Genomic DNA, 24078 nt, shown 5'->3' on the forward strand with positions numbered 1-24078 from the left:
CGGATGAATCAGATGATAAAGGGACTGAACCGGCTGTCAACCTTCATGGAGAAAAAGGTTAACAGCATCAAGTGCGGCGGACTGTGTGTCGCCTGCCTCTCTCCGAATGCGTTCAACGGGTTGTGCCAGCCTTGTAGGGATGATTTGCCCGTCAATCGCTGGTCCTGTCGTTGTTGTGCCCTGCCTCTGGCATTTGCATCTTCGGAACTGATCTGCGGGGAATGTTTGAAGCACCCTCCTGCCTTCAGCTCTTCCTTCATTCCCTGGCGATACCAATATCCGCTGGACGGCATGATTAGCCGTTACAAGTACAACGGCCAACGCAAGTTCGGGCGGCCGTTGATCGCGGATTTCACCAACCTTCTTGAAAACGCACTGCACGACGGCACCGTTGCCGTACCGGAGGTACTGGTACCCGCTCCCATGGATCCACTACGACGATGGCAGCGAGGATTCAATCAGGCTCAGGACATTGCCGAAACGATTGGCGGGGACCTCAACATACCCGTGGCCACGGGTCTGGCTCGACGAGTTCGCCGGGTGCGGTCTCAGCGGACGTTGAACCGGGAAGCCCGGCTGCTCAATCTTCGCGGGGTGTTCGAGGTTACTTCAGCAGTGCCTGAGCGGGTAGCTATTGTGGATGACGTGGTGACGACAGGGGCTACAGCACGGGTTCTGGCCTCTGCCTTGCGTGAGGCCGGAGCTCGGGAGATCCAGGTTTGGGCGCTGGCACGAACGCCCGGTTAAACCAACATCGCTTTCACACGATCGGCAATGGCCAGACAGGACGTTAGTCCCGGCGATTCAATACCAAACAGGTTAACCAGTCCCGGCAATCCATGGTCTTCCGGGCCGTCAATCCGGAAATCCGAAAAGCCGCCTTCAGGTCCGGACAGCTTTGGCCGGATGCCAGCATAGGCGGGCTGAAGTCGAGCCTGCTCAAGACCGGGCCACCACTGGCGGATGCCTCTGACAAAGGTAGCCAGGCGGTTTGAATCGACGGTGTAGTCCTCATGGTCAATCCATTCCACGTCCGGGCCAAAGCGGGCCTGACCGGCAAGGTCGAGCGTAAGGTGAACCCCGAGACCACCCGGTTCAGGAATCGGGTAGATCAGGCTTTTGAAGGGACAACGGCCGCTGTAACTGAAGTAGACACCTCGAGCGAACCATTGCTGCGGCCGGCAGTCCCCGGGCAGGCCCGCCCATACGTTGGCGAGGGGGATCGCACCAAGGCCCGCGGCATTGATGACATTTTGGGCGGTCAGTATTAGCGGGTTATCACCTCCCACATGCAGAAGGTGTCGCTGGCAATCCGATTCAGCAGCCACCACCGGTGACCGAAGCACAAGTTCACCCCCGGCATCCTGGAGTTCGCCCAGCAGTGAGAGCATCAGCCCGTGACTGTCAATAATACCCGTTTCCGGAGACCAGAGCGCTGAACTGGCACGTATCTCCGGAATCTCTGGCGCAATCCTGCGTCCTTCATACAGTGACAGCACGACGCCGTTTCTGTCAGCGGCCATCTGGATGTCCTGGAGCCTGGAACCCTGCGCTTCGTTAACCGCCACAATCCATTTGCCGCATTTCCGGTGATCTACCTTGTGAGTCTGGCAATAGTGGTACAGCTGCTGCCGGCCTTCAACGCACAACTCCGCCTTGAGGGACCTTTCCGGGTAATAGATACCCCCATGGATGACTTCGCTATTGCGCGAAGATATACCCTCACCAAACCGGCCAGCCCCTTCCAGGACGATCACCTCCTGACCGGATTTCGCAAGCGCGCGCGCAATGGCAAGCCCAATAACACCGGCGCCAATCACAACGGTTTGTGCTTCAAAGACCTCAGTCGACACCGACACTTGCCCCTGCTCAGATGACAAGGCACTGAGCATACCCCATCCCTCTGTTCCTGCGAAAACCTGCCCATGAAGGCGGAGCGTATTACTCAAGAGCCCATACCGGTTATACTTGCTTCCGGAAAGTAGCGCATGGAACCCGACCTATGATGTCTGACAGAAAGCAGTTTGTTCTGGTAATGGTGGTGGCGGCCCTGTTTGTCAGCTGGCTCGGCTGGCGTGGTTTCGAGGTAATCAGCCTGAATGAGCGCCTGAAAGCGGACGATGTGGTTGCAAGCTACCCCTACAAACACCGGGTGCTCAGAGTGGAAGGTGACACCGCCATTATGAGCTCACTGCGATCCCACACCATCTCCACCCACAGGGCCCTGACCGCCGTATTTCCGAGCATGCGCACTCTGGGAGACGGCCATCGGGACTGGCAACGCGCAGAACGTGAGCTGGCACAGGTTCAGGCCCGCGCTGGAGATGTTGTTCTTGAAGCCTCTGACATCGGCCGCATCCGATGGGAACTTGATGAAAACTGGTACCATCTGCAAGCTATGAAATCCAAATACGACACAAGGCTCTGAAACGCTCCTTTATGACCCATGAACCATCACTTTCGGCCTCCACCCACCCCTATGACTCCCTGACGCCCGATACCATTCTGGACGCAATGGAGGACGCCGGTTTTGCGGTGAGCGGAAGACTGTTCGCACTGAACAGCTATGAAAACCGGGTCTATCAGGTAGGACTGGACGAAGGCTCCCCGGTCATTACCAAGTTTTATCGACCGGGTCGCTGGAGCGAGGCAGAAATCCGGGAGGAGCATGCCTTCACCCTGGAACTTCTGCAGGCGGACATACCGGTTGTGGCACCAATCAAGCTGGCATCCGGCGATACCCTGGGACACCATGGCGACTTCCTGTTCGCAGTGTTTCCGCAACGCGGAGGCCAGGCGCCCGATACCAGCGTGACCGACACTCTCTACCGTCTGGGTCAGTGGCTGGGACAGATTCACAATATTGGCGCGCGCAAACCGTTCGCCCACCGGTCAGGCATGGCATTGCTCGAGGGTATTGAATCCAGCAACCGGCTCCTGGTGGAGGGCGACTGGATACCAATGGATCTCAGGCCGGCCTGGGACAGCCTGATACCAGACCTGCAGACACTCTGCGCCGCCCGTGTCGACGAGGCTGGTGCAACAGAGACCATTCGTCTTCACGGCGATTGTCATGCAGGTAATATCCTGTGCCGGGAAGAGCAAATGCTGTTCGTGGACATGGACGATTGTCGTTCAGGCCCCGCCATTCAGGATATGTGGTTGCTGCTTAACGGGGACGACTTCGAACGAGGCGCCCAGCTGGGCGAACTGCTGGAAGGCTACGAAATGTTCCGCGAATTTAACCGCCGGGAACGTCACCTGATCGAACCGTTACGGTGCTACCGGCAGATTGCCCATTGCGCCTGGCTGGCAAAGCGCTGGGATGACCCTGCGTTTCCACGCTTCTTTCCCTGGTTCGCCCAGCCAAGATTCTGGTCCGACCAGATTCTCTCGCTCCGGGAACAATTATCAGCCCTGCAGTCACCCGCCATTACGGTGCCCGGGCAATACTGATCACAATTCAACCATGTTATTGATATGAGGTATTCATGAGCCAGAGTGAGGCCCGTTACAGCGTCCGAAGTCTGATCGTTACCGCGCTGGCTGCCATTATCGGCACCGTGCTTGTGCTTGAGACGAGTGGCAGGATCAGTCACACAGACCACAAGGACCATGTCCCGGTCGGAGATTTCAAGGCCATCCATGTCACCGACGGAGAGACCTTCCGGATGTCTCGCAAAGCGTCAGAATTGCACGCTGTCTGTGAAAATGGCTACCTGGCCATTGCTGCCGATGTGGACCCTTCCTTCCGCGGCATCCTGGTGGACTACAAGAACCGGGGCGTTCGTTGCGCCCGTCCTTCACCAACAGCGCCCTCGGCACCGCAACCATCGGAGGCAACGGACAGCAATGACTAAACCTCGCAGGCCGAGCGCGCCCGAGCAGGTCACTGACCGGCTGTTTGCCACAGAGCGACGACCAGAGGACTTCCGGTTTGACGCTTCTGTGGCAAGGGTCTTCCCGGACATGATTCGCCGTTCGGTGCCGGGCTACACCACGATCATCCCGATGATCGAGGTGATCACCGAGCAATACGCCCAACCCGGATCCCGCTGTTACGACCTGGGCTGTTCCCTGGGCGCCTCAACCCTGGCAATGCGTCACGGCATTTCCCAACCTGATTGCACTCTGATTGGCGTGGATAACTCCAGCGCGATGATTGAACGTTGTGAGCATTATATTGCTCTGGATGATAATACGCTTCCCGTTACCCTCCGCTGCGAGGATCTGCTGGATACCGAGCTTGGCAATGCCTCTGTCACCACACTGAATTTCACCCTTCAGTTTGTCGATCCGGATAAGCGGGCGGGTCTGCTTAGCCGAATCGCTGACGCAACCTTGCCCGGCGGTGTTCTGATCCTGTCAGAGAAAATCCGGTTTGAGTCCGCAACCGAACAGGCCATCCAGACCCGACTGCACCACGAATTCAAGCGAGCCAACGGCTACTCCGATCTTGAGATCAGCCAGAAACGCACCGCCATTGAACAGGTTCTGATTCCCGAAACCCTGGCCGCTCACAAGGCCAGGCTGCTGGCGGCCGGATTTGAGCAGGTTGTGGTCTGGTATCAGTGCTTCAATTTCGTTTCCATGCTCGCCATCAAGGCCGACCAAAGCACCGAATGACTATGGCAGATTTTGACTGGAAAGCCCGATTCGGGCCGCTGATCAATACCCTTTCTGACGACGGCCTGGAAGACTGGGCTGCGCTGCTGCAACAGCAACTGATCCGACGCTTTGAAGAGCGCCCCCATGGCGACCTCACGCGCTGGCAAACAGCACTTTCCCAATTGCCCGACCTTGGCAGTATAGAAGGCCACCTGGACTCTTCAGCGGTAACGCTCGAATCCTCGCAGGCGCTGACTTCAGAACAACAGAAACAACTGGAACAGGGCTTGCGTGGGCTGATGCCCTGGCGAAAAGGGCCCTTCGATTTCTTCGGCACCTACATTGATACCGAATGGCGCTCTGACTGGAAATGGGATCGGGTGTCCCCCTACCTCTCAGATCTGTCCGGCCGTCGTATTCTGGACGTCGGTTGCGGCTCTGGTTACCACTGCTGGCGAATGCATGCCGGGGGGGCCAAACGGGTCATCGGTATCGATCCGGGGCTACTGTTTCTGTTCCAGTTCCTCAGCGTTAAGGACTACCTGGGCGATATCCCCGTCGATTTGCTACCGATCCGGATGGAGGATTTACCGGCCGATCTGGAAACCTTCGACACCACGTTTTCCATGGGGGTGCTTTACCACCGGCGCTCGCCGCTTGATCATCTCCTTGATCTCAAGGGTACGCTTCGCAAAGGAGGTGAACTGGTCCTGGAAACCCTGGTGGTCGATGGTCCAGAGGGTTACAGCCTGATGCCCGAAGATCGTTACGGTCAGATGCGCAATGTCTGGTTCCTGCCCAGCTGTGACACGTTGCTACGCTGGCTGGACCGCACCGGCTTTCGCAATGCCCGCGTTGTCGACGTGACCACAACGACAACCGAAGAACAGCGCAGCACTGACTGGATGCGCTTCAACTCTCTGCAGGATTTCCTGGATCCGGATAACCCTTCCAAAACCGTCGAAGGTTACCCGGGGCCCCTTCGGGCAACCGTGATTGCGGAAAAACCCTGAGCCTAAAAAAACCGCCGTGCCTTAAGGCAGGGCGGTTTTCAGTTCGTTGGCGATTACTCGCCGAACGGATGCCTAAGCGTTACGGTTTCAATACGGTCCGGGCCAGTTGAAATGATGTCGATTGGCGCTTCAATCTGCTCCTCAAGGAAACGGATATAGCCCTTGGCATTCTCTGGCAACTGGTCCACGCTGGTCAGGCCCACGGTGCTTTCACTCCAACCGGGCAATTCCTCGTAGATCGGCTCGATATCCTTGTAGCTGTCACAGCCGATAGGCGGACGGAAAATCTCTCCATTCAGGGTCTTATAACCCACGCACACTTTCACAGTTTCCAGTCCGTCGAGAACGTCCAGCTTGGTCAGACAGATGCCAGACACGCTGTTGATCTGAATGGCGTGACGCAGGGCGACGGCATCGAACCAGCCACAGCGACGAGAGCGACCGGTCGTCGTACCAACCTCGTTGCCCTTGACGGCCAGGTGGTCACCCATGTCATCAAAGAGCTCGGTGGGGAATGGGCCCGAACCAACACGGGTGGTGTAAGCCTTGGTAATTCCCAGCACGTAATCCAGGAACAAGGGCCCGAAACCAGAACCTGTGGCAGTGCCGCCAGCGGTCGTGTTGGAAGAAGTGACGTACGGGTAGGTACCGAGATCGATATCCAGCAGAGAGCCCTGGGCACCCTCGAACAGAATGTTCTCGCCGCGCTTGCGGAAGTCGTGCAGCATATCTGTCACGTCCGCAGCCATCGGCAGGATTTCCTCGCCCATCTGCTTCAGCTCTGCCAGAGCCGCATCGATGTCTTCGGCTTCTTCCTTGAAATAGTCGGTCAGGATGAAGTTGTGATATGACATGATTTCGCGCAGCTTGGCTTCGAAGTCCGCCGGGTTACACAGATCACCCAGGCGAAGACCGCGACGCGATACCTTGTCTTCGTATGCCGGCCCGATACCACGACCGGTGGTGCCGATCTTGTCGACGCCACGGGCTCTTTCCCTGGCCTGATCAATGCGGACATGGGTGCGCAGAATAATCGGGCATGCCAGGCTGATGCGGAGACGATCGCGAACCGCAACACCATTGGCTTCCAGCTCACGCACTTCCTTGAGCAGCGCTTCAGGAGACAGCACAACACCATTACCGATGAGGCAATAAACGTGCTGACGGAGAATACCGGATGGGATCAGATGCAGAGCCGTTTTCTTGCCGTCGATAACCAGGGTATGGCCGGCATTATGCCCGCCCTGGAAGCGAACTACCGCCGCGACCTTATCGGTCAGCAGATCAACAATCTTACCCTTGCCTTCATCACCCCATTGGGTGCCCAGCACAACAACGTTTTTACCCATGATTCTCTCTCAATGCGGCTACCCCGAGGGGCAGGCGTTTCGCAAGTTTACCGTAAATAGAATTCACCGAAGCCCTGAAGACATCAGCCCAGCTTCTGCACGACCCACTGGCCGCCCTGTTTTACCAGCGCCCGATCACACCCTTTGACGGCCGGATTTATGCCGTCGTCTTCAGGCAGAGCCCTGACAACCGTTTCTGTCATTCTCAAACCCGAAATCACGCCATCCAGAGCAGGATCGTCATCTGCCGGCGCCCAAACGGCGCCAGCTTCACGCACGGCCCTGATCCCGAGGGATACCAGCGCCCGGATATCGAGGGTGAAACCGGTTGCCGGGCGAGCCCGGCCAAAATCACTTCCAATAGCGTCGTAGCGACCGCCCTTGGCAACAGCATCTCCATGACCCGGAACATAGGCCGCAAACACCAACCCGGTGTGATAGTTGTAGCCTCGCAACTCACAGAAATCGAACCCGAAACTGATATCCGGATAATCCCGGCCAAGCATGTCAGACACGCGCCCGAGCTGATCTAAAGCGGCATCCAGGCTATCGGAGGCTCCTTGCAGGATCCGGCGGGCCTCGTTCAGCGCTTCCGGGCCACCACTGACACGAGCAAGCTCCCGCAAGCGAGCGCCGGCAGAACCCGCTGGACAATCACCCAGGAGCTCGTCGAGCTCAGGTACCGACTTACGGGCCATGGCATCAAAAATAGCGGCTTCGGTATCACGATCAAAGTCCGCGTCGCCTATCAGGCTTTCGTAGATAGACACATGCGCCAGATCCAGATGAATTCTCGGCAAGCCGGCCACCTTGAGGGCTTCCAGCATCAGACTGATCACTTCCATGTCCGCCGCTTCAGACGCACTGCCAAACAGTTCGCAGCCAGCCTGAATGGGCGTACGGCCGGTCAGCATGTGTCGCGGACGCGTATGCAACACGTGCCCGGCATAACACAGACGGGTAATACCTTCATGACCCAGTGTATGGGCATCAATACGGGCTGCCTGGGGGGTCATGTCTGCACGGACCCCCATCATTCTGCCGGTCAGCTGATCGGTCAGTTTGAAGGTCTGCAGCTCCAGATCATGCCCGGTACCGGTAAACAGGGATTCGAGATATTCGATGAGCGGAGGGATTACCAGCTGGTAGCCCCAGCGCTGGCAGGTATCCATTACATCCCGGCGCAGGGATTCGATCCGTCCGGCCAGTGGAGGCAGAATATCCTCTACCCCGTCTGGCAGTAACCAGCGATCAGATACTGTCATGAGATTCCGTTGTCCGTTATATCCACTCCGGCGCAGGCGGCCAGGGGATCACACAGGATTTAGGGTGACGTTCGGCCAAAAAGCCCGACACAAAACCGCCAGAATTTTACACGGTTGGGGAGCACAAAAAAACCGGAATACGGATGTATTCCGGTTTTTTGGTCTCAGCCTGCAGCGTTAGCGGGCACCCTGCGGGTCGTTCAGGAATTTCATGAACGCACTGTCGGAATCAATCACCATGATGTCATCCTTGCTCGCAAAGGTATTGCGGTAAGCCTGAAGGCTTCGGTAAAAGCTGTAGAATTCCTCATTCGAGCCATAGGCATCGGCGTATATTCTGGCTGCTTCACCGTCACCTTCACCCCGGGTTTCTTCAGACTGGGCAAACGCTTCTGCGAGAACAACGGTTCTCTGGCGGTCTGCGTCTGCACGGATACCTTCAGCCAACTCGCGCCCACGGGAACGGAATTCCTGAGCCAGTTTCTCGCGCTCTGTAGCCATCCGGCGATATACGTTTTCGCTGACCTGGCCGGGGAATTCGATCGCCTTGACCCGAATGTCCAGGACCTCGATGCCGAACTCACTCTGCGCCGTCTGGTTCACACGGTCCCGAAGGGTGTGCATAAGCTCATCCCGCTGACCGGAAACCACTTCAACCATGGTCCGAATACCAAACTCGTCACGCAGCCCGTTGTCGACACGGGATGAGAGCAGGGATTGTGCGCGGAACTCATCACCCCCGGTTGCCCGGTAGAACTGATCTACATCCCGGATTTTCCAGGCAATGTAAGAATCCACATCCAGAGGCTTCTTTTCCACGGTCAGATACTGCCGGGACGGCAGATCCATGGTCAAAACACGGATATCGAACTCACGAACCTGATCGATAACCGGAACCTTGAAATGGATACCGGCCTGGATGTCGGTTTCAACCAGCTCACCAAACCTTAACAACACACCGCGATGCGTTTCCGGAATGATATACACACTGGACAGCACCAGCAGGACAACGATAAGGGCGCCTGCAAGGCCCACTACACCTTTAGGTCCCATAATTATCTGCTCCTCCGAACGGTAGTATCCTGTCTGGCTCGCAGTTCCTGAAGAACCTGATCAGTCAGGGTCTGAATGTCCACACTGCCCTGGTTGCTTCCGGAAGAGGATCCGCCGGCACGGGGCTGGGAGCCCTGGGTCAGCCGGTCAAGCGGCAGGTACATCATGTTGCCACTGCTCTGCGTATCCACCAGGATCTTGCTACTGTTCGCCAGCACCGTTTCGACCGTCTGCAGGTACATGCGTTCACGAGTAACTGTCGGAGCCATCTGGTATACCGCCAGCAACTCCAGGAAACGCGAGGTTTCACCACGAGCCCGCTCGATAACCTCTTCCTTATAGGCGTTGGCTTCTTCGATCATCCTCTGAGCCTCACCACGGGCTTCAGGTACGATCCTGTTGCGATAGGTTTCGGCTTCTTCCTTAACCCGCTGTTCGTCCTCACGTGCCCGCTGAACTTCACGGAATGCATCCTGTACTGCAGGTGGCGGCTGAGTACTCTCAACGTTGACCCGAACCAGTTCGAGGCCGGTACCATATTCCCGAAGGAAGTTTTGCAGACGCTGCTCAACCCGCACCGCAAGTTCCGCACGGCCTTCTGTTAGTACATCGTCCAGCGTTGAGCTGCCAACCTCGTGACGAATGGCACTATCCGTCGCGAAAGCCAGTGCCTGGTTTGAGTCACGCACGTTAAGCACGTAAGCCTCTGCATCGCCAACGCGATACTGAACCTGCAGATCTACTGTCACCAGGTTTTCATCCTGCGTCAGCATCTGGCCACTGGACTCGGCAGTACGCACATTGGTCACACGAACTTTGGTGACATTATCAATCAGTGGCACCTTGAACCTCAGGCCGGGATTCTCGGTCTGGTGGTATTCACCAAAACGGAGAACAACCGCTCGTTCCTGCTCATCCACGGTATAAAACGACTGAAAAATGACATAGCCAACCACCAGAATCGCTGCCAGCGCGAGGATTGCCCCGAAGCCGCCAGCGCTTCCACCGCTATTGCCACCACTGCCGCCGGACTTTTTACCTTTGCCGCCCAGCATCTTGTTGAGCTTGTCGAGACCCTTCTTCAGCGCCTCATCGAGGTCTGGCGGCCCCTGATCATTGCCGCGTCGACCACCACCGGTACCCCAGGGGTCATTGTCGTTACGGTTTCCACCCGGTTCGTTCCAGGCCATAGTGCTCTCCGTTACTGACTTATAAATAGAATGGCTGCAAATACTAGGGATTTATCTACGCGTCGGCAATAGCCACCGCGGTTTCAGGCGTGGCCAACTTCCAGCCTGACTGCGTCCTCATCTACTCCGGCGCGACTCAGCAGTTGCTGCCAGTCCCGATTCTCCAGGCGCACCTCCACAACCGTATCGCCGGTTTCGCGGTACTCCTCACTGAGTACAGAACCAGCCTCATGCAACAGCGCGCGCAACTTACCTTCCTCAGGGCCAAGCAAGACAAAATGATGAACAACATCATCCGCCACCCGCTCAACGATTGCGTCGAACAGGCCTTCCAGGCCTTCGCCAGTTACAGCGGACACCCAGGCCCGCACCGGAATGCCTTCTTCATTCCGCTCCACTCTTGGCTCGAAATCCTCCAGCAGATCAATCTTGTTGAAAACCTGAAGCACGGGAACGTCATCTGCCCCGATCTCGGCCAGAACCTCTTCGACCTGCTCGATGTTCTCGTCACGTCTCGGGTCGTGACTGTCGATAATATGCAGCAACAGTGTTGCCTGCGTGGTTTCCTCCAGCGTAGCCCGAAACGCTTCCACCAGCTTGTGAGGAAGGTGTCGGATGAAGCCCACAGTATCCGCCATTACGACCGGCCCGATATCCGGAAGTTCCAGCCTGCGCAGCGTTGGATCCAGCGTCGCAAACAACTGGTCTGCAGCATATACGGAGGAAGTAGTGATAAGGTTGAATAACGTCGACTTTCCCGCGTTGGTATAACCCACCAACGACACTGTCGGAATGTCAGCCCGTTCACGGGCTCTTCGCCCCTGGTTTCGCTGACGACGCACCTTTTCAAGACGCTTATGAATCGACTTTATCCGTTCCCGCAACAGACGGCGATCCGTTTCCAGCTGGGTTTCACCCGGACCCCGCAGGCCGATACCGCCCTTTTGGCGCTCAAGGTGGGTCCAGCCACGAACCAGACGGGTAGACATGTGCTCAAGTTGAGCCAACTCCACCTGCAGTTTGCCTTCATGAGTTCGGGCTCGCTGAGCAAAAATATCAAGAATCACACCGGTACGATCTAGCACACGGCATTTTAATTCCTGCTCGATATTTCGCTCCTGACGGGGACTCAGGGCGTGATTGAACAGCACCACATCGGCATCGTTCGCTGCCACCGCATCACGAATCTCTTCCAGCTTGCCCTCACCAACGAAAAATCGGGGGCTCGGCTGCTTGCGCGATCCGGTAACGGTACAAACAGGCTCAACGCCAGCAGACGTTACCAGCTCCCGAAACTCTCCGGGATCTTCGGTGCCATCGTGGGCAGTAAAATCGATGTGGACGAGAACCGCACGCTCACCAACATCAGGACGTTCAAACAATTGGCATCAACTCCGGGGAAATCTGATTATGGGTGTCGTAAAAACAAACACCCGCGGCCACAAGGCCCATTAACAGGACCCTCTGGAGCGCGGGTGGCAAAGCCGGGAAGCAGACAGATCAGTCTTCAGACTCGTCCTCACCGCCCGGAACCTGCTGCGGAATGCGAACATTGCGTGCAGGAACCACGGTAGAAATAGCGTGCTTGTAAACCATCTGGCTGACAGTATTCTTCAGCAAAATCACGAACTGGTCAAAGGACTCAATCTGGCCCTGCAGTTTGATACCGTTGACCAAAAAGATGGACACCGGAATGCGTTCCTTGCGCAATGCATTGAGGTAAGGGTCTTGTAACGAATGCCCTTTTGACATGTGTTTTCTCCTGTTTTTAGTAAATGCAGATCGTCATTTTTCACAATTTAATGTGGTGTGAAGTTGGATTTTTTTCAAGGCTGACTCGACGATAAGTTTGTCGTCGCTGTTCAGCCACTCAACGTCAGACCACTTCCGTAACCAAGTCAACTGCCGCTTCGCAAGCTGGCGCGTCGCTGCCACGCCCTTACCGACAAACGTCTCGTAATCATCCTGCCCGGACAAGTAGCTCCAGGCCTGACGATACCCGACACAACGCATAGAAGGGAGATCGGGATGCAAGTCTTGTCTGAGCATCAACGCTTGAACTTCATCAAGAAAGCCAGCCTCAAGCATTTTCAGGAAACGCTGGTGAATTCTCTCATGAAGGACCTGTCGCTCAGGCGGCATGACGGAAAGCTGTGTAACAGTATACGGAAGCAATGGTGTTTCGTCTGCCTGCCAGCGGGTGAAATAGGTGTAATCCTTGATATCATCGCTCTGACCCGATGCTGCGGGCTGTTCGTCAGCACCCGATTCAGCCTTCCAGAACTCGGAAATGGGCTTTCCGGTAAGGCGCAAGACCTCCAGTGCCCGCATCAGTCGCTGCCGATTATTGGGGTGAATCTGTTGTGCTGCGACCGGATCATGCCTTTGCAACTCCCCGTGCAAAGCCTCCCAGCCCCGCTCTTCCGCCTCCTTCTCCAGAGCCCGCCGCACAGCGGGACTGGCCGATGGCAGGCCCGACATACCGTGAAGCAACGCTTTGAAGTACATCATGGTCCCTCCCACCAGTAAGGGAACCCGACCTGCAGAAGTGATCTCGCTCATCGCCGCCAGGGCATCCCGGCAAAAATCCGCGGCCGAGTAGGTGTCGGCCGGGTCGCAGATGTCGATCAACCGATGGGGGGCTCGGGCCAGTTCGTCAGCGGTCGGCTTGGCCGTACCGATGTCCATGCCCCGATAGATCATCGCAGAGTCCACGCTGATAATGTCGCACGGCAGGCGTTCACACAGGGATATCGCCAAGTCGGTTTTACCCGAAGCCGTGGGCCCCATCAGGAAGATCGCGGGAGGTAAAGACACCTCAGCGCCCCCTGAGGAACAGCTTGTCCAACTCGGACATGGTCACCAGGGTCCATGTAGGCCGCCCGTGATTGCACTGGCCGCTACGCTCGGTCGCTTCCATATCCCTCAGCAGAGAATTCATCTCCGGAATGGTCAGCTGCCGGTTCGCCCGGACTGAACCATGACACGCCATGGTTCCCAGTAATTCGTGTGTCACCGCTTCGACCCGATCGCTCTGGCCATGCTCAATCAGATCCGCCAGCACGTCGCGCACCAGCTGCTCGGTATCGGCACCACGCAAGAGTGCAGGCACCTGCCTTACGGCCAGGGTTTCCGGTCCAATCCGCTCAAGCTGCAACCCCAGTTTTTGCAGTTCTTCGCCGTGACTTTCGGTCAGAGCGGCCTCTTTCTGGCTAACCGCCAGAGATAGCGGGACCAACAAAGGTTGACTTGTCAGATCCTGCTCCACAAGCGCCCGTTTCATTCGCTCGTAGGTAATGCGTTCATGGGCAGCATGCATATCCACCACGATCAGTCCCGCACGCCCCTGAGCAAGGATATAGATCCCGTGCAGCTGGGCAATGGCGTAGCCAAGAGGCGGTTCCTGATCACTGTCCACGGGCGGTGTCGGCACCGGTGCATCGACACCGCTGCTGGTGACCGGCATAGGCCGCTGCCCTTCGCTGCCACCCCCGGCATTCAGGGACTGGTAAAACGCCATCTGGTCATTGGCATGCCACTCCTGTTGCGGTTGGGACTGGCCACCGTACCCGGTAACCGAAGTGCCCGGATGGCCGCTGTCTGGCACCGATGGCTGGCCGCTCCAGGATGCTCCCGTTGCAACACCGGCCTCCTGCGCTTGCCCCGCGGATTCACGGCCAAAAGACTGTGCCACCGCGCCACGTAGATGATCGTCCGGGCGGACGTCGGCCAACGCTTTGTGCAGTGTCCTGAAAATGAAATCATGAACCAGCCGGCCATCTCGAAACCTGACTTCGTGCTTGGTCGGGTGGACGTTTACATCCACGGTCGCCGGATCAACCTCCAGATAGAGCACAAAGGCTGGATGGCGATTATTGTAAAGTACGTCCCGATAGGCCTGGCGCACGGCATGGGCCACCAGGCGATCCCGGATAACGCGGCCATTGACGAAAAAGTACTGAAGGTCTGCCTGACTGCGCGAAAACGTGGGAAGAGCTACCCAGCCCCACAGTCTCAGCCCTGTGGCTTCCGCATCGATAACCACTGCGTTATCGATAAATTGCTGACCGCATAGTGCGCCAATGCGCCGTTCGCGATCGATGGCGGCTTCGGCTGGCCTCAGGCTCTGTACAACGCGCTGGTTGTGACGCAGGGTAAAGCCAACATCAAAACGGCTCAGAGCCTGCCGGCGTACGCACTCTTCTACGTGATTGAATTCAGTCTTCTCGGTGCGCAGGAACTTTCGCCGGGCTGGCGTGTTGAAAAAAAGATCCCGGACTTCTAACGTTGTTCCCACAGGATGGGCAGCAGGTGAAATCCTCGCATCCATCTCCCGGCCTTCGACTTCCACTCTGGATGCGGCTTCTTGAGATGCCGTCCTTGAGGTCAAGGTCAGTCGCGAAACAGAACTGATACTGGCAAGCGCCTCCCCGCGAAATCCCAGGGAGGCGACAGCTTCGAGGTCATCCAGACTGGCAATCTTGCTAGTGGCGTGACGACTGAGAGCAAGAGGCAGATCATCCTCTTGAATACCGTTACCGTCATCCCGAACCCGAATCAGCTTTACACCACCCTGCTCCACTTCAACATCGACCCGGCTGGCACCGGCATCAAGAGCATTTTCCACCAGCTCCTTGACGACAGAAGCGGGTCGTTCCACTACTTCACCCGCGGCAATCTGGTTCGCGAGCCGTGGTGACAGCAATCGAATGGAGGGCATATTCAGGAAAAACCTCTTGATCAGGACGCGGGAATACGAATGGTTTGCCCTACAATAACACGGTCGTCCCGAAGGTCGTTAAACTGCATCAGTTCACTGACGGTGGTCTGATTTTTTCGAGCCACCCCGGAAAGCGTGTCGCCGCGCTGTATACGGTAATGACTGACATCGCCCCCACCCTGGCGGTTCTGCTTCTGCCACGCCAGAAGCGTGCCCGGAGGTGGCGTTTTCTGGAAGTAGTCATCAATGCCTTTCATGATGGCCCCAGCCAGCTTGTTGCGATACCACTCTGTGGCCAGATTCTTCTCCTCCTGAGGGTTCGAGATGAACCCGGCCTCCACGAGAATTGAGGGAATGTCCGGTGATTTCAGCACCGCAAAAGCGGCCTGCTCGACGCCAGTCTTGTGCAACTTTGCCACGCCACCCAGTTCCCCGAGTACCGAACTGCCAACACCAAGGCTGGCATTGATACTGGCCGTCATTGAAAGGTCCAGCAAAACGCCCGCAAGCATGTCATCCCGACCATCCAGCGACAATCCCCCGGCTCCACCGATCAGGTCAGACCGGTTCTCACTGTTGGCCAACCAACGGGCGGTTTCACTGGTAGCACCACGCTGAGAGAGCGCGAAGACCGAGGCCCCCTTGGGCTGTGGCGTCCGGAATGCATCGGCATGAACCGACACAAACAGGTCAGCATTATATTTCCTTGCCAGAATCGTGCGATTGCGAAGGCCAATGTAGTAGTCGCCGGTCCTAGTCAACTTGGCGGTATAACCCTGACGGCCATTAATCAGGCTGGCCAGGGTTTTCGCCATTTTAAGAACCACATCTTTCTCATGAGTCCCACGGGGACCAATGGCACCGGGATCTTCCCCCCCATGCCCGGCATCAATGACCACGATTACGTCCCGCTTCCCGGACGAATCCTGCGTTACTGTCGGCGTCGAGGCCTTTTCCAGCCGGCTGCCACCTTCATCAATGAGATCGACCACAAGCCTGTGGCCATACTGCTGATTGGGCTCGAGTTGAAAGCTCCGAGGCTTGATACCGGCCTTGAGGTCCAGAACCACTCGCACATCGTTACCATTTCTCGGCGCGCTCCGGATCCGCTTGATTGGACTGCCGGAAAGCTCCAGATCGGAGAAGTCGGTTTTCAGATTGGCATTTTTCAGATCAATAACCAGCCGGTCCGGTCCGGTCAGAGAGAAGATGTTGTGCTCTACCTGGCCTCCGGTATCCAGAACCAGCCGCGTATGATCGGGCGCGGGCCAGATTCGGGCACTCTCAACCTGAGTCGCAGCCGAAACCTGCAACGCAAATGCGGCCAGCAACATCGCAAGCGACCAGGCCAATGGTTTACAAAGCTGTGAACGTGTCATAAAGCATACCTGCCAGTTTAATCCCGGTTCCGGGCTCGCTATTGTGCATAACCTGTCAGCGCCAGTTCGTTAACCAGATGAGCCCCCTGCTCTGAGCGAGCCCTCATCACCACAGAACGCCCTTTGCCTTGAGCCTCCAGATGAATTTCCAGGTCTGGCTCAGGCAATATGCCTTTACCACGCTCAGGCCACTCAATCAGACACAGACTTCCATCAGCGAAATAGTCCCGGATCCCCATGTATTCCAGTTCCTCTGCATCGCCCAGGCGATAAAGATCGAAATGGTAAGCCGGCGGATTCAGGAATTCGTAAGGCTCTACCAGCGTATAGGTCGGGCTTTTCACAGCGCCCTCGTGACCAAGCCCACGCATGATCCCTCGACTGAGGGTTGTTTTCCCCATACCCAGATCGCCATCCAGATAGACAACCAGGCCATGACCGGATGCAGCGACGGCTCTCGCCAGTTCACCGCCAAGCCGCTCAGTTTCAGCCTCACCATCCAGAAAAAAGCGGCGTTCGTTGCCCATAATGCTCATCGCTCTCCAGCCTCCGGGCTTTTTTCAGATTCCCGGAACACCGATGGCAGTGCATCGATGACATCGGTTGGTATCAATCCGATAAACCCTCGGGCTTCAGCAGCCCTGTTCGCTGCTGCCAAATGGGCGGCCGCTCCCATGACGGCGGATTTCTGCCCATCGCCAATCTGGCCAAGAAGAGATCCGATAATCCCCGAGAGCACATCCCCCATTCCCCCAGCGGCCATGCCCGGATTGCTGCCGCTGATAATATCGAAGGCACCGCCCTCAGAAGCCACAACGGTCCCGGCCCCCTTTAACAAAACCGTACCGCCATACAGTGCCTGTAATTTCCTGGCAGCCGCCAACCTGTCCGCTTCCACCTCCGGCACCCGACAATTGAGCAGCCTTGCCGCCTCCCCTGGGTGGGGCGTGAGAATATGATTGTCTGCCGGCACAGCGACCCGACCGGACAACAGGTTCAGAGCATCCGCATCCAGCACCCTTGGCTTACTGCTGGCAATGACCTGCTCCAGCATCTGCCGCCCCCAGGCACTTCGCCCGATACCGGGACCACAAACAACAACAGAAGCAGCATCCAACAGCGACGGCAACTCCGAGCCATGAATCAGGCCATGAACCATCACCGACGGACACCTAGCCAGGGCAGCGGTCACATGTTCAGGCCGGGTGGCAAGCGAGACGAGCCCGGCCCCGGAGCGCGAAGCGGCTTCCGCTGCCAACAGGCCGGCGCCGCCAAAGCCCCGATCACCCGCCACCACCAGTACATGCCCAAACTGCCCCTTATGGGCATTGGCAGGCCGAGGCGACAGCCAGGACATCACCGAACCCCAGTCTCGGCGGCAGGCTATCGGCGTCTGGCCACTGCCAGCGAGAGCATCGCCGGTATCCAGAGATTCAAAAATCACTTCACCACACACCGCGGGGCCCTGGCCGGTGTACAGTCCAAGCTTGAGACCGATAAAGGTCACCGTCATCGCCGCGTGAACCACATCTCCTTCGGCGGCTCCCGTGGTAGCATTCAACCCCGAAGGCAGATCCACCGCAAGGACCGGCGCTGACGACGCGTTGCACCGGATTATCGGGGCGACAAAAGGTTCCCGGGGCGCCCCTGACACACCCGTACCCAGCATGGCATCCACGATTAGACCTGCGCCGGCAAACAGTTCATCCTGTGAAGCTTCGCTGAGAGCCTCAAGCTCCAGTACGTCGACGCCATCCGTCACGGCCTTTTGCCATGCTTTCCGGGCGTCACCGGACAGTTTTCCGGTTGGCGCAACGGCGACACAGGTTACGCCCAGACCGTGCCTCCTGGCATTGGCTGCGACGAGATAGCCGTCTCCGCCGTTGTTTCCCGCACCGCAAAGAACCAGAACCGACCCGCACTCTGGCCAATGCCGTAGCAGACAGCGAAAGGCGGCCCGGGCAGCAGCCTGCATCAGATCGAACCCATCAACACCTTGCTGATCAATTACATAGCGATCAATCCGCCTGACCGCATCGGCGGAAAACAGTGCGTCTGGTAAACTGTGCCCAGCGGAAGGCGGCATGGACCTTTGCTCCCGTTAAAGAAACCGGTTTAAGAAAATTGGCCAGATATCTGTAAAGCATAGCAAAACAGCAGAAAAGGTCATAACTTAATCAAATTTAATATCCGTACCCGGGCTCCCCTGAGACCCCCTACTATCGGCAGTGACTATGAGCGCCACATCACCCTGCACCACAACGCACCCGGAACTTGCAGAGCTCCCGGCTCTTATCCGCCAGTGGGCAGCTGAATTCGGCTTTTCAGATGTGGGCATTACCACCCCGGACACCGGCGAACACGCCGACCATCTGCTGGACTGGCTCGCGGCAGGTTACCAGGGCGAAATGGACTATATGACCTACCATGGTGACAAGCGTTACACGCCCACCTCGCTGGTGCCAGGCACAACACGGGTCATTTCTGTGCGGATGGACTACCTGCCCTCACCGGACAGCCCTAAAGAGGCACTTACTAACCGGGAGGGAGCCTACGTCACTCGCTACGCCCTGGGCCGGGATTACCACAAGCTGATCCGCAAACGTCTCGCTCAGCTGGCAGCGAAGATTGATGAAGCCGTTAGCGGATACGACTACCGGGCCTTCGTAGACAGCGCACCTGTACTGGAGCGCGCTCTGGCGCAGAGGGCCGGCCTTGGCTGGATTGGCAAAAACAATATGCTGATCCATCCCAAGGCAGGTTCTTTCTTTTTTCTCGGCGAGATTTTCACCAGCGCACCCCTTGCCCTGGATGAACCCTTTGAATCCGACCACTGTGGCAGCTGTTCAGCGTGCCTTGACCTCTGTCCTACGGACGCCTTTGTCGGTCCTCACAAGCTCGACGCCCGGCGCTGCATCAGCTACCTGACCATCGAACTCAGGGGAAGCATCCCCGAGGAACTGAGACCATTGATGGGCAACCGGGTGTTCGGCTGTGACGACTGTCAGTTGGTCTGCCCATGGCAGAAGTTCAGTAAGCCGGCCGAGGAGAAAGACTTTCAGCCCAGACACGGACTGGACAACAGCTCGCTGGCGGAATTGTTTCTGTGGACCGAGGAGCAGTTCCTGAAACGCACCGAAGGCTCGGCCATTCGAAGAACAGGCTACCAGGGCTGGCTGAGGAACCTGGCCGTGGGGCTCGGCAACGCCCCCTCAACCATCCCGGTGATTGAAGCCCTCAAGAAACGTGCGGACCACCCTTCCGAGCTGGTCCGCGAACATGTTCAGTGGGCGCTGGCCCGGCACGGGCTATAGCTTGAAGAACTGTTCCCGATAATGGCGCAGTTCATTGATGGAATCCCGGATATCGTCCAGGGCAAGGTGGCTGCCTTTCTTTTTCACTCCAGCCAAGACATCCGGGCGCCAGCGGCGGGCAAGTTCTTTGACCGTGGACACATCGAGGTTCCGGTAATGAAAGAAATCTTCCAGCTCGGGCATGTACTTGACCAGGAATCGACGATCCTGGCCAATGCTGTTGCCGCACAGGGGGGACTGCCCTTTTTCGACGTATTCTTTCAGGAATTCAATAGTCTGCTGCTCAGCTTCCGCTTCAGAGGTGTCGCTCTCCTGAACGCGCTTGATAAGCCCGCTCTCCCCGTGGGTTCTCGTGCACCATTCGTCCATGGAGCCCAGAAGTGTGTCCGGCTGGTGGACGGCTATTACCGGCCCTTCCGCTACGACATTGAGCTCTGAGTCGGTGATGATTGTTGCCATTTCGATGATCCGTTCTTTCTCCGGATCCAGGCCTGTCATTTCCAGATCAATCCAAACGAGGCGATTGCCTTCTGTCATTTTCTTCATTCCCAGCTTGCGAGATTTGGGGTTTGCAGGGGCGGGACGGTGGTTCCGCCCCCGCGTGCAAAATCGGAGCTACTTCAAAATCCTTTATCCGGCCTAACAACACAAGGGTTTCACCGGCCTGAAATCTCTGTGTATTGTGGACGATTAACGTATGATGTAACACCTCATGCAAACCAAATTTGGCATCAACAATCTACATGGCAAAACGGCGACTGAACAAACAGCAGCAATTCCGCATCAAGAAAGTCCAGGAAGAACGGGCTGCCCGGGCGGCGCGCAAGGAAAAGAAAGTTCAGGAACAGGCTGATGCCGGTGAACTTGGCCCGGAGCAGGAAGGGTTAGTCATTGCTCACTATGGACAACAGCTCGATGTAGAAGCACTCGAGGGAGAGCCGGCCGGTAATGTTGTGCGGTGCTTTGTCCGGGCCAATATAGACAGCCTGGTGACCGGAGACAAGGTTGTCTGGCGGCAGGGGAAAAACGAAACCGGCGTCATTGTCGCCCGGAGTGAACGCCGGAACCTGCTACAGCGGCCGGATAACTTCGGCGCCCTGAAGCCGGTAGCCGCCAACATTGATCATATTATTCTTGTGATTGCGCCTGAGCCGGAACCTCACGACAATCTGATCGACCGGTATCTGGTGGCTTCAGAGATCACAGACATTCCGGCGGTGGTTCTGTTAAACAAGACCGATCTGATCACTGACAAGAACCGGGAGCACATCGATGCGCTTCTGGGGCGTTACAAAGCCTTGGGGTACGAGGTCGTACGAACGTCTGCGGCCGAGTCAGGCGACAAACCATCGCCGGAGGTTGAGGCACTGGTAAAGGATCAGACCAGCGTCTTTGTTGGTCAGTCCGGGGTGGGCAAGTCATCGATTATTCAGACCTTGATGCCCGATGAGGCTATTCGAGTTGGGGCTGTGTCAGAGAGTACCGGCAAGGGAGTTCACACCACGACCACGGCCAAACTGTTTCACCTGCCCCTGGGAGGCGAGCTGATTGACTCACCGGGCATCCGTGAGTTCGGGCTCTGGCACATGACAACGCAGGAAATCGAATATGGCTTCCGGGAAATACGGGAGGTGATTGGCACCTGCAAGTTCCGCAACTGCCGGCACATGGGCGACCCCGGTTGCGCCATCGACAATGCCGCTGAGGAGGGAAAAATCAGCCCGGAACGACTGAAAAGTTTCCACCGGATTCTTCAGGATATGGCAGAGCAGCAGGCCCGCGGACTGAAAGCGAACTGATCGTTCCCGACCTACCAGTTCAACTCTCCCGGTGCCGGCTGTTCCTGCTCCTGCAACCAATCGCCACTTTCAAGACGCTCGCGGGCCGCTTCCTGCTCCGCCTCGGAGGGCTGGGTCAAATCAATCAGAGGCTCATCAGCCTGCCCGGCACTGCTCAGGATGTTATCCACGGTTTTCTTGTTCAGGACGATAATGGAGATACGGCGATTTACCGGTGCATTCGGGTCTTCCCTGTCAAACAGAACGGAATCGCTCAACCCCACAACGCGGGCAATCTGCTGCTGGCGAACACCACCTGCAACCAGAGCTCTCCGGGCGGTATTGGCCCTGTCGGCTGACAACTCCCAGTTGGTGTAACCCGGACGGCCGCTAAACGGTGTTGAATCGGTATGCCCGGTAATGCTGAGCTTGTTGTTCACTGAGCCAAGGGTTTTCGCAAGCTCAAACAGAATATCCTGCGAGTAGTACTTGAGCTCAGCCCTGCCGCTATCAAACATCGGACGCCCCGATCGATCAACGATTTGTATACGCAAACCTTCGTCGGTGATATCGATCAGCAACTGATCCTTGAACTCCTGGAGAGTTTCATTCTCATCTATCCTCTCTTTAAGCTCCTGAAACAACTGCTCCATTCGCCTCTGCTCGAGGGTTTCAGAGAGCTCATCCACGATTTCATCTTCAATCTGGATCTGGCTGGATTCGATATCCGGACTCGCCTCGTTCACAACCGAGGCACTGCCCTCAAGATCCACCGGATTAGGGGAGCCACCCTCAGTGAAACCTACCGGATCCCGAAAATAGCCCTCAACGGCTTTTTTCTGTTCTGGCGATGCTGTAGCGGTTAGCCACAGCACAAGAAAGAACGCCATCATGGCGGTCGCAAAATCAGCAAACGCAACTTTCCAGGAACCGCCGTGATGACCGCCGGCAATAACCTTTTTGCGCTTGATGATGATTGGCTGCTCTTCCACGATTTGACTCCGCAGTCAGGTACTGGAGGTACTACTTGGAACGAACGTGATCGTTCAATTCCTGGAATTCGGGCCTTTTATCCGTAGGCAGTGCCTTCCGACCAAACTCAATAGCCATCTGGGGAGCCTGCCCGGCGACGGTCGCAACAATCGCGGATTTTACGCACTCGTAGGCCTTCAGTTCATACTTTGCCGCATGTTCCATAGCAATGGATGTGGGACCGACGAAGCCATAACCCATAAAGATACCCAGAAACGTACCCACAAGAGCCGCGGCCACACTCAAACCGATTTTCTCCGGCCCTTCGGTGAGGAAGTTCATGGTGATCACGATACCAAGCACTGCCGCGACAATACCCAGTCCCGGCAGGGCATCGGCGATTTTGTTAACCGCGTGGGCGGGCTCTTCCAACTCATGTTGGCGACTGTCGATCTCGTTCTCCATCATGCCTTCGAGCTCATGAGTCGCCATATTTCCGGAACTGATGATTCGCAGGTAATCGGTGATAAACGCCAGTAATTCCTTGGACTTCAGGATTGCCGGATAGCGACTGAAGATCTGACTGGACTCCGGGTTGTCGATGTCCTCTTCAATCGACATCACACCCTGTTTACGGGATTTATCAAATATTTCGAACAGCAAGCTGAGCAAGTCCATGTAGAAAGACTTGTTGAACGGGGATCCGGTCAGCAACTGAAGCCCTTTACCAACCACTTCTTTGCAGGTGTGTAGCGGATTGGCAATGATGAATGATCCCAGCGCCGCCCCGAAAATAATCAACACTTCGGTTGGTTGCCAGAGCACCATCAAATTGCCGCCATGGAGAATATAGCCAGTCATTACGCTGGCCAGAACAATAACTCCGCCGATGATCAGTAACATGGTAACTAAGCACGCCTTATTTTCTTGGTTAACGGCCGAAGCCGGAAGCTGTCACGCAAAAGGAGATCTGATAATAGCAAGGCCACGCCATAACCGCGAAGCCGTGAAACAATTTCTATACAGGTCGCAGTGTTTGATAAACTTCGGCTCTTTGAGTGCAAAGGATCACTTTTAATGTTCGACAAGCTTTTTGTTCTGAGCCAGTACATTACGCCGCAACTGGGGGTTTCCAATTTGGCCGGCCGCCTGGCCGACAACGACCGCTCCCCTGCGCTCAAGAACCGGGTGATTAAATGGTTTATCAACCGCTACGGCGTTGATATGAGTGAAGCTGCCGAGCCGACTCCTGAAGCCTACCCCACCTTCAATGCGTTCTTCACCCGGGCACTGAAGCCGGGCATCCGCCCCTTGGCAAGTGGTGAAAAAACACTGGTCAGCCCCGTCGATGGCGCAATCAGCCAACTCGGACAGGTAACCGGGGACCGTGTTTTCCAGGCCAAAGGCCAGTCTTTCAGCCTGAAAGAACTGGCCTTT

At 56.7% G+C, this 24078-nt stretch carries 24 protein-coding genes; 9 read left to right on the plus strand and 15 right to left on the minus strand.

Annotated features, from left to right (window positions below; all coding sequences use genetic code 11):
* The first annotated feature begins 225 nt into the window (after nucleotides 1-225).
* Nucleotides 226-747 (plus strand): ComF family protein, encoded by a 522-nt coding sequence (locus KO499_RS12150; RefSeq protein WP_228339928.1) that lies wholly within the window; start codon nucleotides 226-228, stop codon nucleotides 745-747.
* Here the strand turns inward: KO499_RS12150 and KO499_RS12155 are convergent.
* A complete protein-coding gene (locus tag KO499_RS12155; RefSeq protein WP_215984026.1) occupies nucleotides 744-1892 on the minus strand; it encodes an NAD(P)/FAD-dependent oxidoreductase in 1149 nt (382 codons plus the stop codon). The two genes, KO499_RS12150 and KO499_RS12155, sit on opposite strands and share 4 nt — an antisense overlap.
* A gap of 110 nt (nucleotides 1893-2002) precedes the next feature.
* Between KO499_RS12155 and KO499_RS12160 the strand changes: the two genes are divergently transcribed.
* The 5 genes from KO499_RS12160 to cmoB are packed head-to-tail and all read left to right on the plus strand — an operon-like array spanning nucleotide 2003 to nucleotide 5621.
* Nucleotides 2003-2428 (plus strand): hypothetical protein, encoded by a 426-nt coding sequence (locus KO499_RS12160; RefSeq protein WP_228339929.1) that lies wholly within the window; start codon nucleotides 2003-2005, stop codon nucleotides 2426-2428.
* Nucleotides 2429-2439: 11 nt separating this feature from the next.
* Nucleotides 2440-3456 carry a serine/threonine protein kinase gene (locus KO499_RS12165; protein WP_215984027.1) on the plus strand — a complete coding sequence of 339 codons (1017 nt, stop codon included), beginning with the start codon at nucleotides 2440-2442 and terminating at the stop codon, nucleotides 3454-3456.
* Between the two features lie 35 nt (nucleotides 3457-3491).
* On the plus strand, nucleotides 3492-3860 hold the full coding sequence (locus tag KO499_RS12170; protein WP_215984028.1) for a kinase: 369 nt from the start codon (nucleotides 3492-3494) through the stop codon (nucleotides 3858-3860).
* Entirely contained in the window at nucleotides 3853-4626 is a 774-nt protein-coding gene (cmoA, locus tag KO499_RS12175; RefSeq protein WP_215984029.1) for a carboxy-S-adenosyl-L-methionine synthase CmoA, read from the plus strand. Before KO499_RS12170 ends, cmoA begins: the two co-directional genes overlap by 8 nt.
* A 2-nt stretch (nucleotides 4627-4628) precedes the next feature.
* Nucleotides 4629-5621, plus strand: a complete 993-nt coding sequence (gene cmoB, locus KO499_RS12180) for a tRNA 5-methoxyuridine(34)/uridine 5-oxyacetic acid(34) synthase CmoB (RefSeq protein ID WP_215984030.1) — start codon at nucleotides 4629-4631, stop codon at nucleotides 5619-5621.
* A 53-nt stretch (nucleotides 5622-5674) separates the two neighbouring features.
* On the opposite strand, the gene KO499_RS12185 is transcribed toward cmoB, so the two are convergent.
* The 11 genes from KO499_RS12185 to KO499_RS12235 all read right to left on the minus strand — a co-directional run bounded on the left by KO499_RS12185 (nucleotide 5675) and on the right by KO499_RS12235 (nucleotide 18663).
* Nucleotides 5675-6970, minus strand: coding sequence for an adenylosuccinate synthase (locus tag KO499_RS12185; protein WP_215984031.1), 1296 nt, complete (start codon nucleotides 6968-6970; stop codon nucleotides 5675-5677).
* 83 nt (nucleotides 6971-7053) lie between these two features.
* On the minus strand, nucleotides 7054-8235 hold the full coding sequence (locus KO499_RS12190; RefSeq protein WP_215984032.1) for an ATP phosphoribosyltransferase regulatory subunit: 1182 nt from the start codon (nucleotides 8233-8235) through the stop codon (nucleotides 7054-7056).
* A gap of 177 nt (nucleotides 8236-8412) precedes the next feature.
* A complete protein-coding gene (hflC, locus tag KO499_RS12195) occupies nucleotides 8413-9288 on the minus strand; it encodes a protease modulator HflC (protein ID WP_215984033.1) in 876 nt (291 codons plus the stop codon).
* A gap of 2 nt (nucleotides 9289-9290) precedes the next feature.
* A complete protein-coding gene (gene hflK, locus KO499_RS12200) occupies nucleotides 9291-10478 on the minus strand; it encodes an FtsH protease activity modulator HflK (RefSeq protein WP_215984034.1) in 1188 nt (395 codons plus the stop codon).
* Between the two features lie 83 nt (nucleotides 10479-10561).
* The gene (gene hflX, locus KO499_RS12205; RefSeq protein WP_215984035.1) at nucleotides 10562-11860 is read right to left on the minus strand and encodes a ribosome rescue GTPase HflX; all 1299 of its coding nucleotides are present in this window, start codon (nucleotides 11858-11860) and stop codon (nucleotides 10562-10564) included.
* A 118-nt stretch (nucleotides 11861-11978) separates the two neighbouring features.
* Nucleotides 11979-12230 carry an RNA chaperone Hfq gene (hfq, locus tag KO499_RS12210; protein WP_215984036.1) on the minus strand — a complete coding sequence of 84 codons (252 nt, stop codon included), beginning with the start codon at nucleotides 12228-12230 and terminating at the stop codon, nucleotides 11979-11981.
* A gap of 33 nt (nucleotides 12231-12263) precedes the next feature.
* Nucleotides 12264-13268, minus strand: a complete 1005-nt coding sequence (miaA, locus tag KO499_RS12215) for a tRNA (adenosine(37)-N6)-dimethylallyltransferase MiaA (RefSeq protein ID WP_215984052.1) — start codon at nucleotides 13266-13268, stop codon at nucleotides 12264-12266.
* Between the two features lie 28 nt (nucleotides 13269-13296).
* A complete protein-coding gene (mutL, locus tag KO499_RS12220) occupies nucleotides 13297-15198 on the minus strand; it encodes a DNA mismatch repair endonuclease MutL (RefSeq protein WP_215984037.1) in 1902 nt (633 codons plus the stop codon).
* Nucleotides 15199-15218: 20 nt separating this feature from the next.
* Nucleotides 15219-16532: an N-acetylmuramoyl-L-alanine amidase gene (locus tag KO499_RS12225; protein WP_215984053.1), complete on the minus strand. Its 1314-nt coding sequence runs from the start codon at nucleotides 16530-16532 to the stop codon at nucleotides 15219-15221.
* Between the two features lie 83 nt (nucleotides 16533-16615).
* The gene (gene tsaE / locus KO499_RS12230) at nucleotides 16616-17113 is read right to left on the minus strand and encodes a tRNA (adenosine(37)-N6)-threonylcarbamoyltransferase complex ATPase subunit type 1 TsaE (RefSeq protein ID WP_215984038.1); all 498 of its coding nucleotides are present in this window, start codon (nucleotides 17111-17113) and stop codon (nucleotides 16616-16618) included.
* Nucleotides 17110-18663, minus strand: a complete 1554-nt coding sequence (locus KO499_RS12235) for an NAD(P)H-hydrate dehydratase (RefSeq protein WP_215984039.1) — start codon at nucleotides 18661-18663, stop codon at nucleotides 17110-17112. The genes tsaE and KO499_RS12235 overlap by 4 nt, the downstream gene beginning before the upstream one ends.
* 148 nt (nucleotides 18664-18811) lie before the next feature.
* On the opposite strand from KO499_RS12235, the gene queG reads away from it, so the two are divergent.
* On the plus strand, nucleotides 18812-19891 hold the full coding sequence (queG, locus tag KO499_RS12240; RefSeq protein ID WP_215984040.1) for a tRNA epoxyqueuosine(34) reductase QueG: 1080 nt from the start codon (nucleotides 18812-18814) through the stop codon (nucleotides 19889-19891).
* Here queG and orn read toward each other — a convergent pair.
* Nucleotides 19886-20428, minus strand: a complete 543-nt coding sequence (orn, locus tag KO499_RS12245; RefSeq protein WP_215984041.1) for an oligoribonuclease — start codon at nucleotides 20426-20428, stop codon at nucleotides 19886-19888. The two genes, queG and orn, sit on opposite strands and share 6 nt — an antisense overlap.
* 206 nt (nucleotides 20429-20634) lie before the next feature.
* Here orn and rsgA point away from each other — a divergent pair, with 206 nt between their 5' ends.
* The gene (gene rsgA, locus KO499_RS12250; protein ID WP_215984042.1) at nucleotides 20635-21690 is read left to right on the plus strand and encodes a small ribosomal subunit biogenesis GTPase RsgA; all 1056 of its coding nucleotides are present in this window, start codon (nucleotides 20635-20637) and stop codon (nucleotides 21688-21690) included.
* Nucleotides 21691-21701: 11 nt separating this feature from the next.
* Here rsgA and motB read toward each other — a convergent pair whose 3' ends face one another.
* Both motB and motA read right to left on the minus strand, forming a co-directional pair.
* A complete protein-coding gene (motB, locus tag KO499_RS12255) occupies nucleotides 21702-22661 on the minus strand; it encodes a flagellar motor protein MotB (protein WP_215984043.1) in 960 nt (319 codons plus the stop codon).
* A gap of 31 nt (nucleotides 22662-22692) precedes the next feature.
* Nucleotides 22693-23544, minus strand: coding sequence for a flagellar motor stator protein MotA (motA, locus tag KO499_RS12260; RefSeq protein ID WP_215984044.1), 852 nt, complete (start codon nucleotides 23542-23544; stop codon nucleotides 22693-22695).
* Nucleotides 23545-23718: 174 nt separating this feature from the next.
* On the opposite strand from motA, the gene KO499_RS12265 reads away from it, so the two are divergent.
* Nucleotides 23719-24078: phosphatidylserine decarboxylase (locus tag KO499_RS12265; RefSeq protein ID WP_215984045.1), on the plus strand; the 360-nt coding region annotated here is incomplete at its 3' end.

This window comes from Marinobacter sp. F3R08 (assembly GCF_018860425.1).
GTDB lineage: Bacteria > Pseudomonadota > Gammaproteobacteria > Pseudomonadales > Oleiphilaceae > Marinobacter.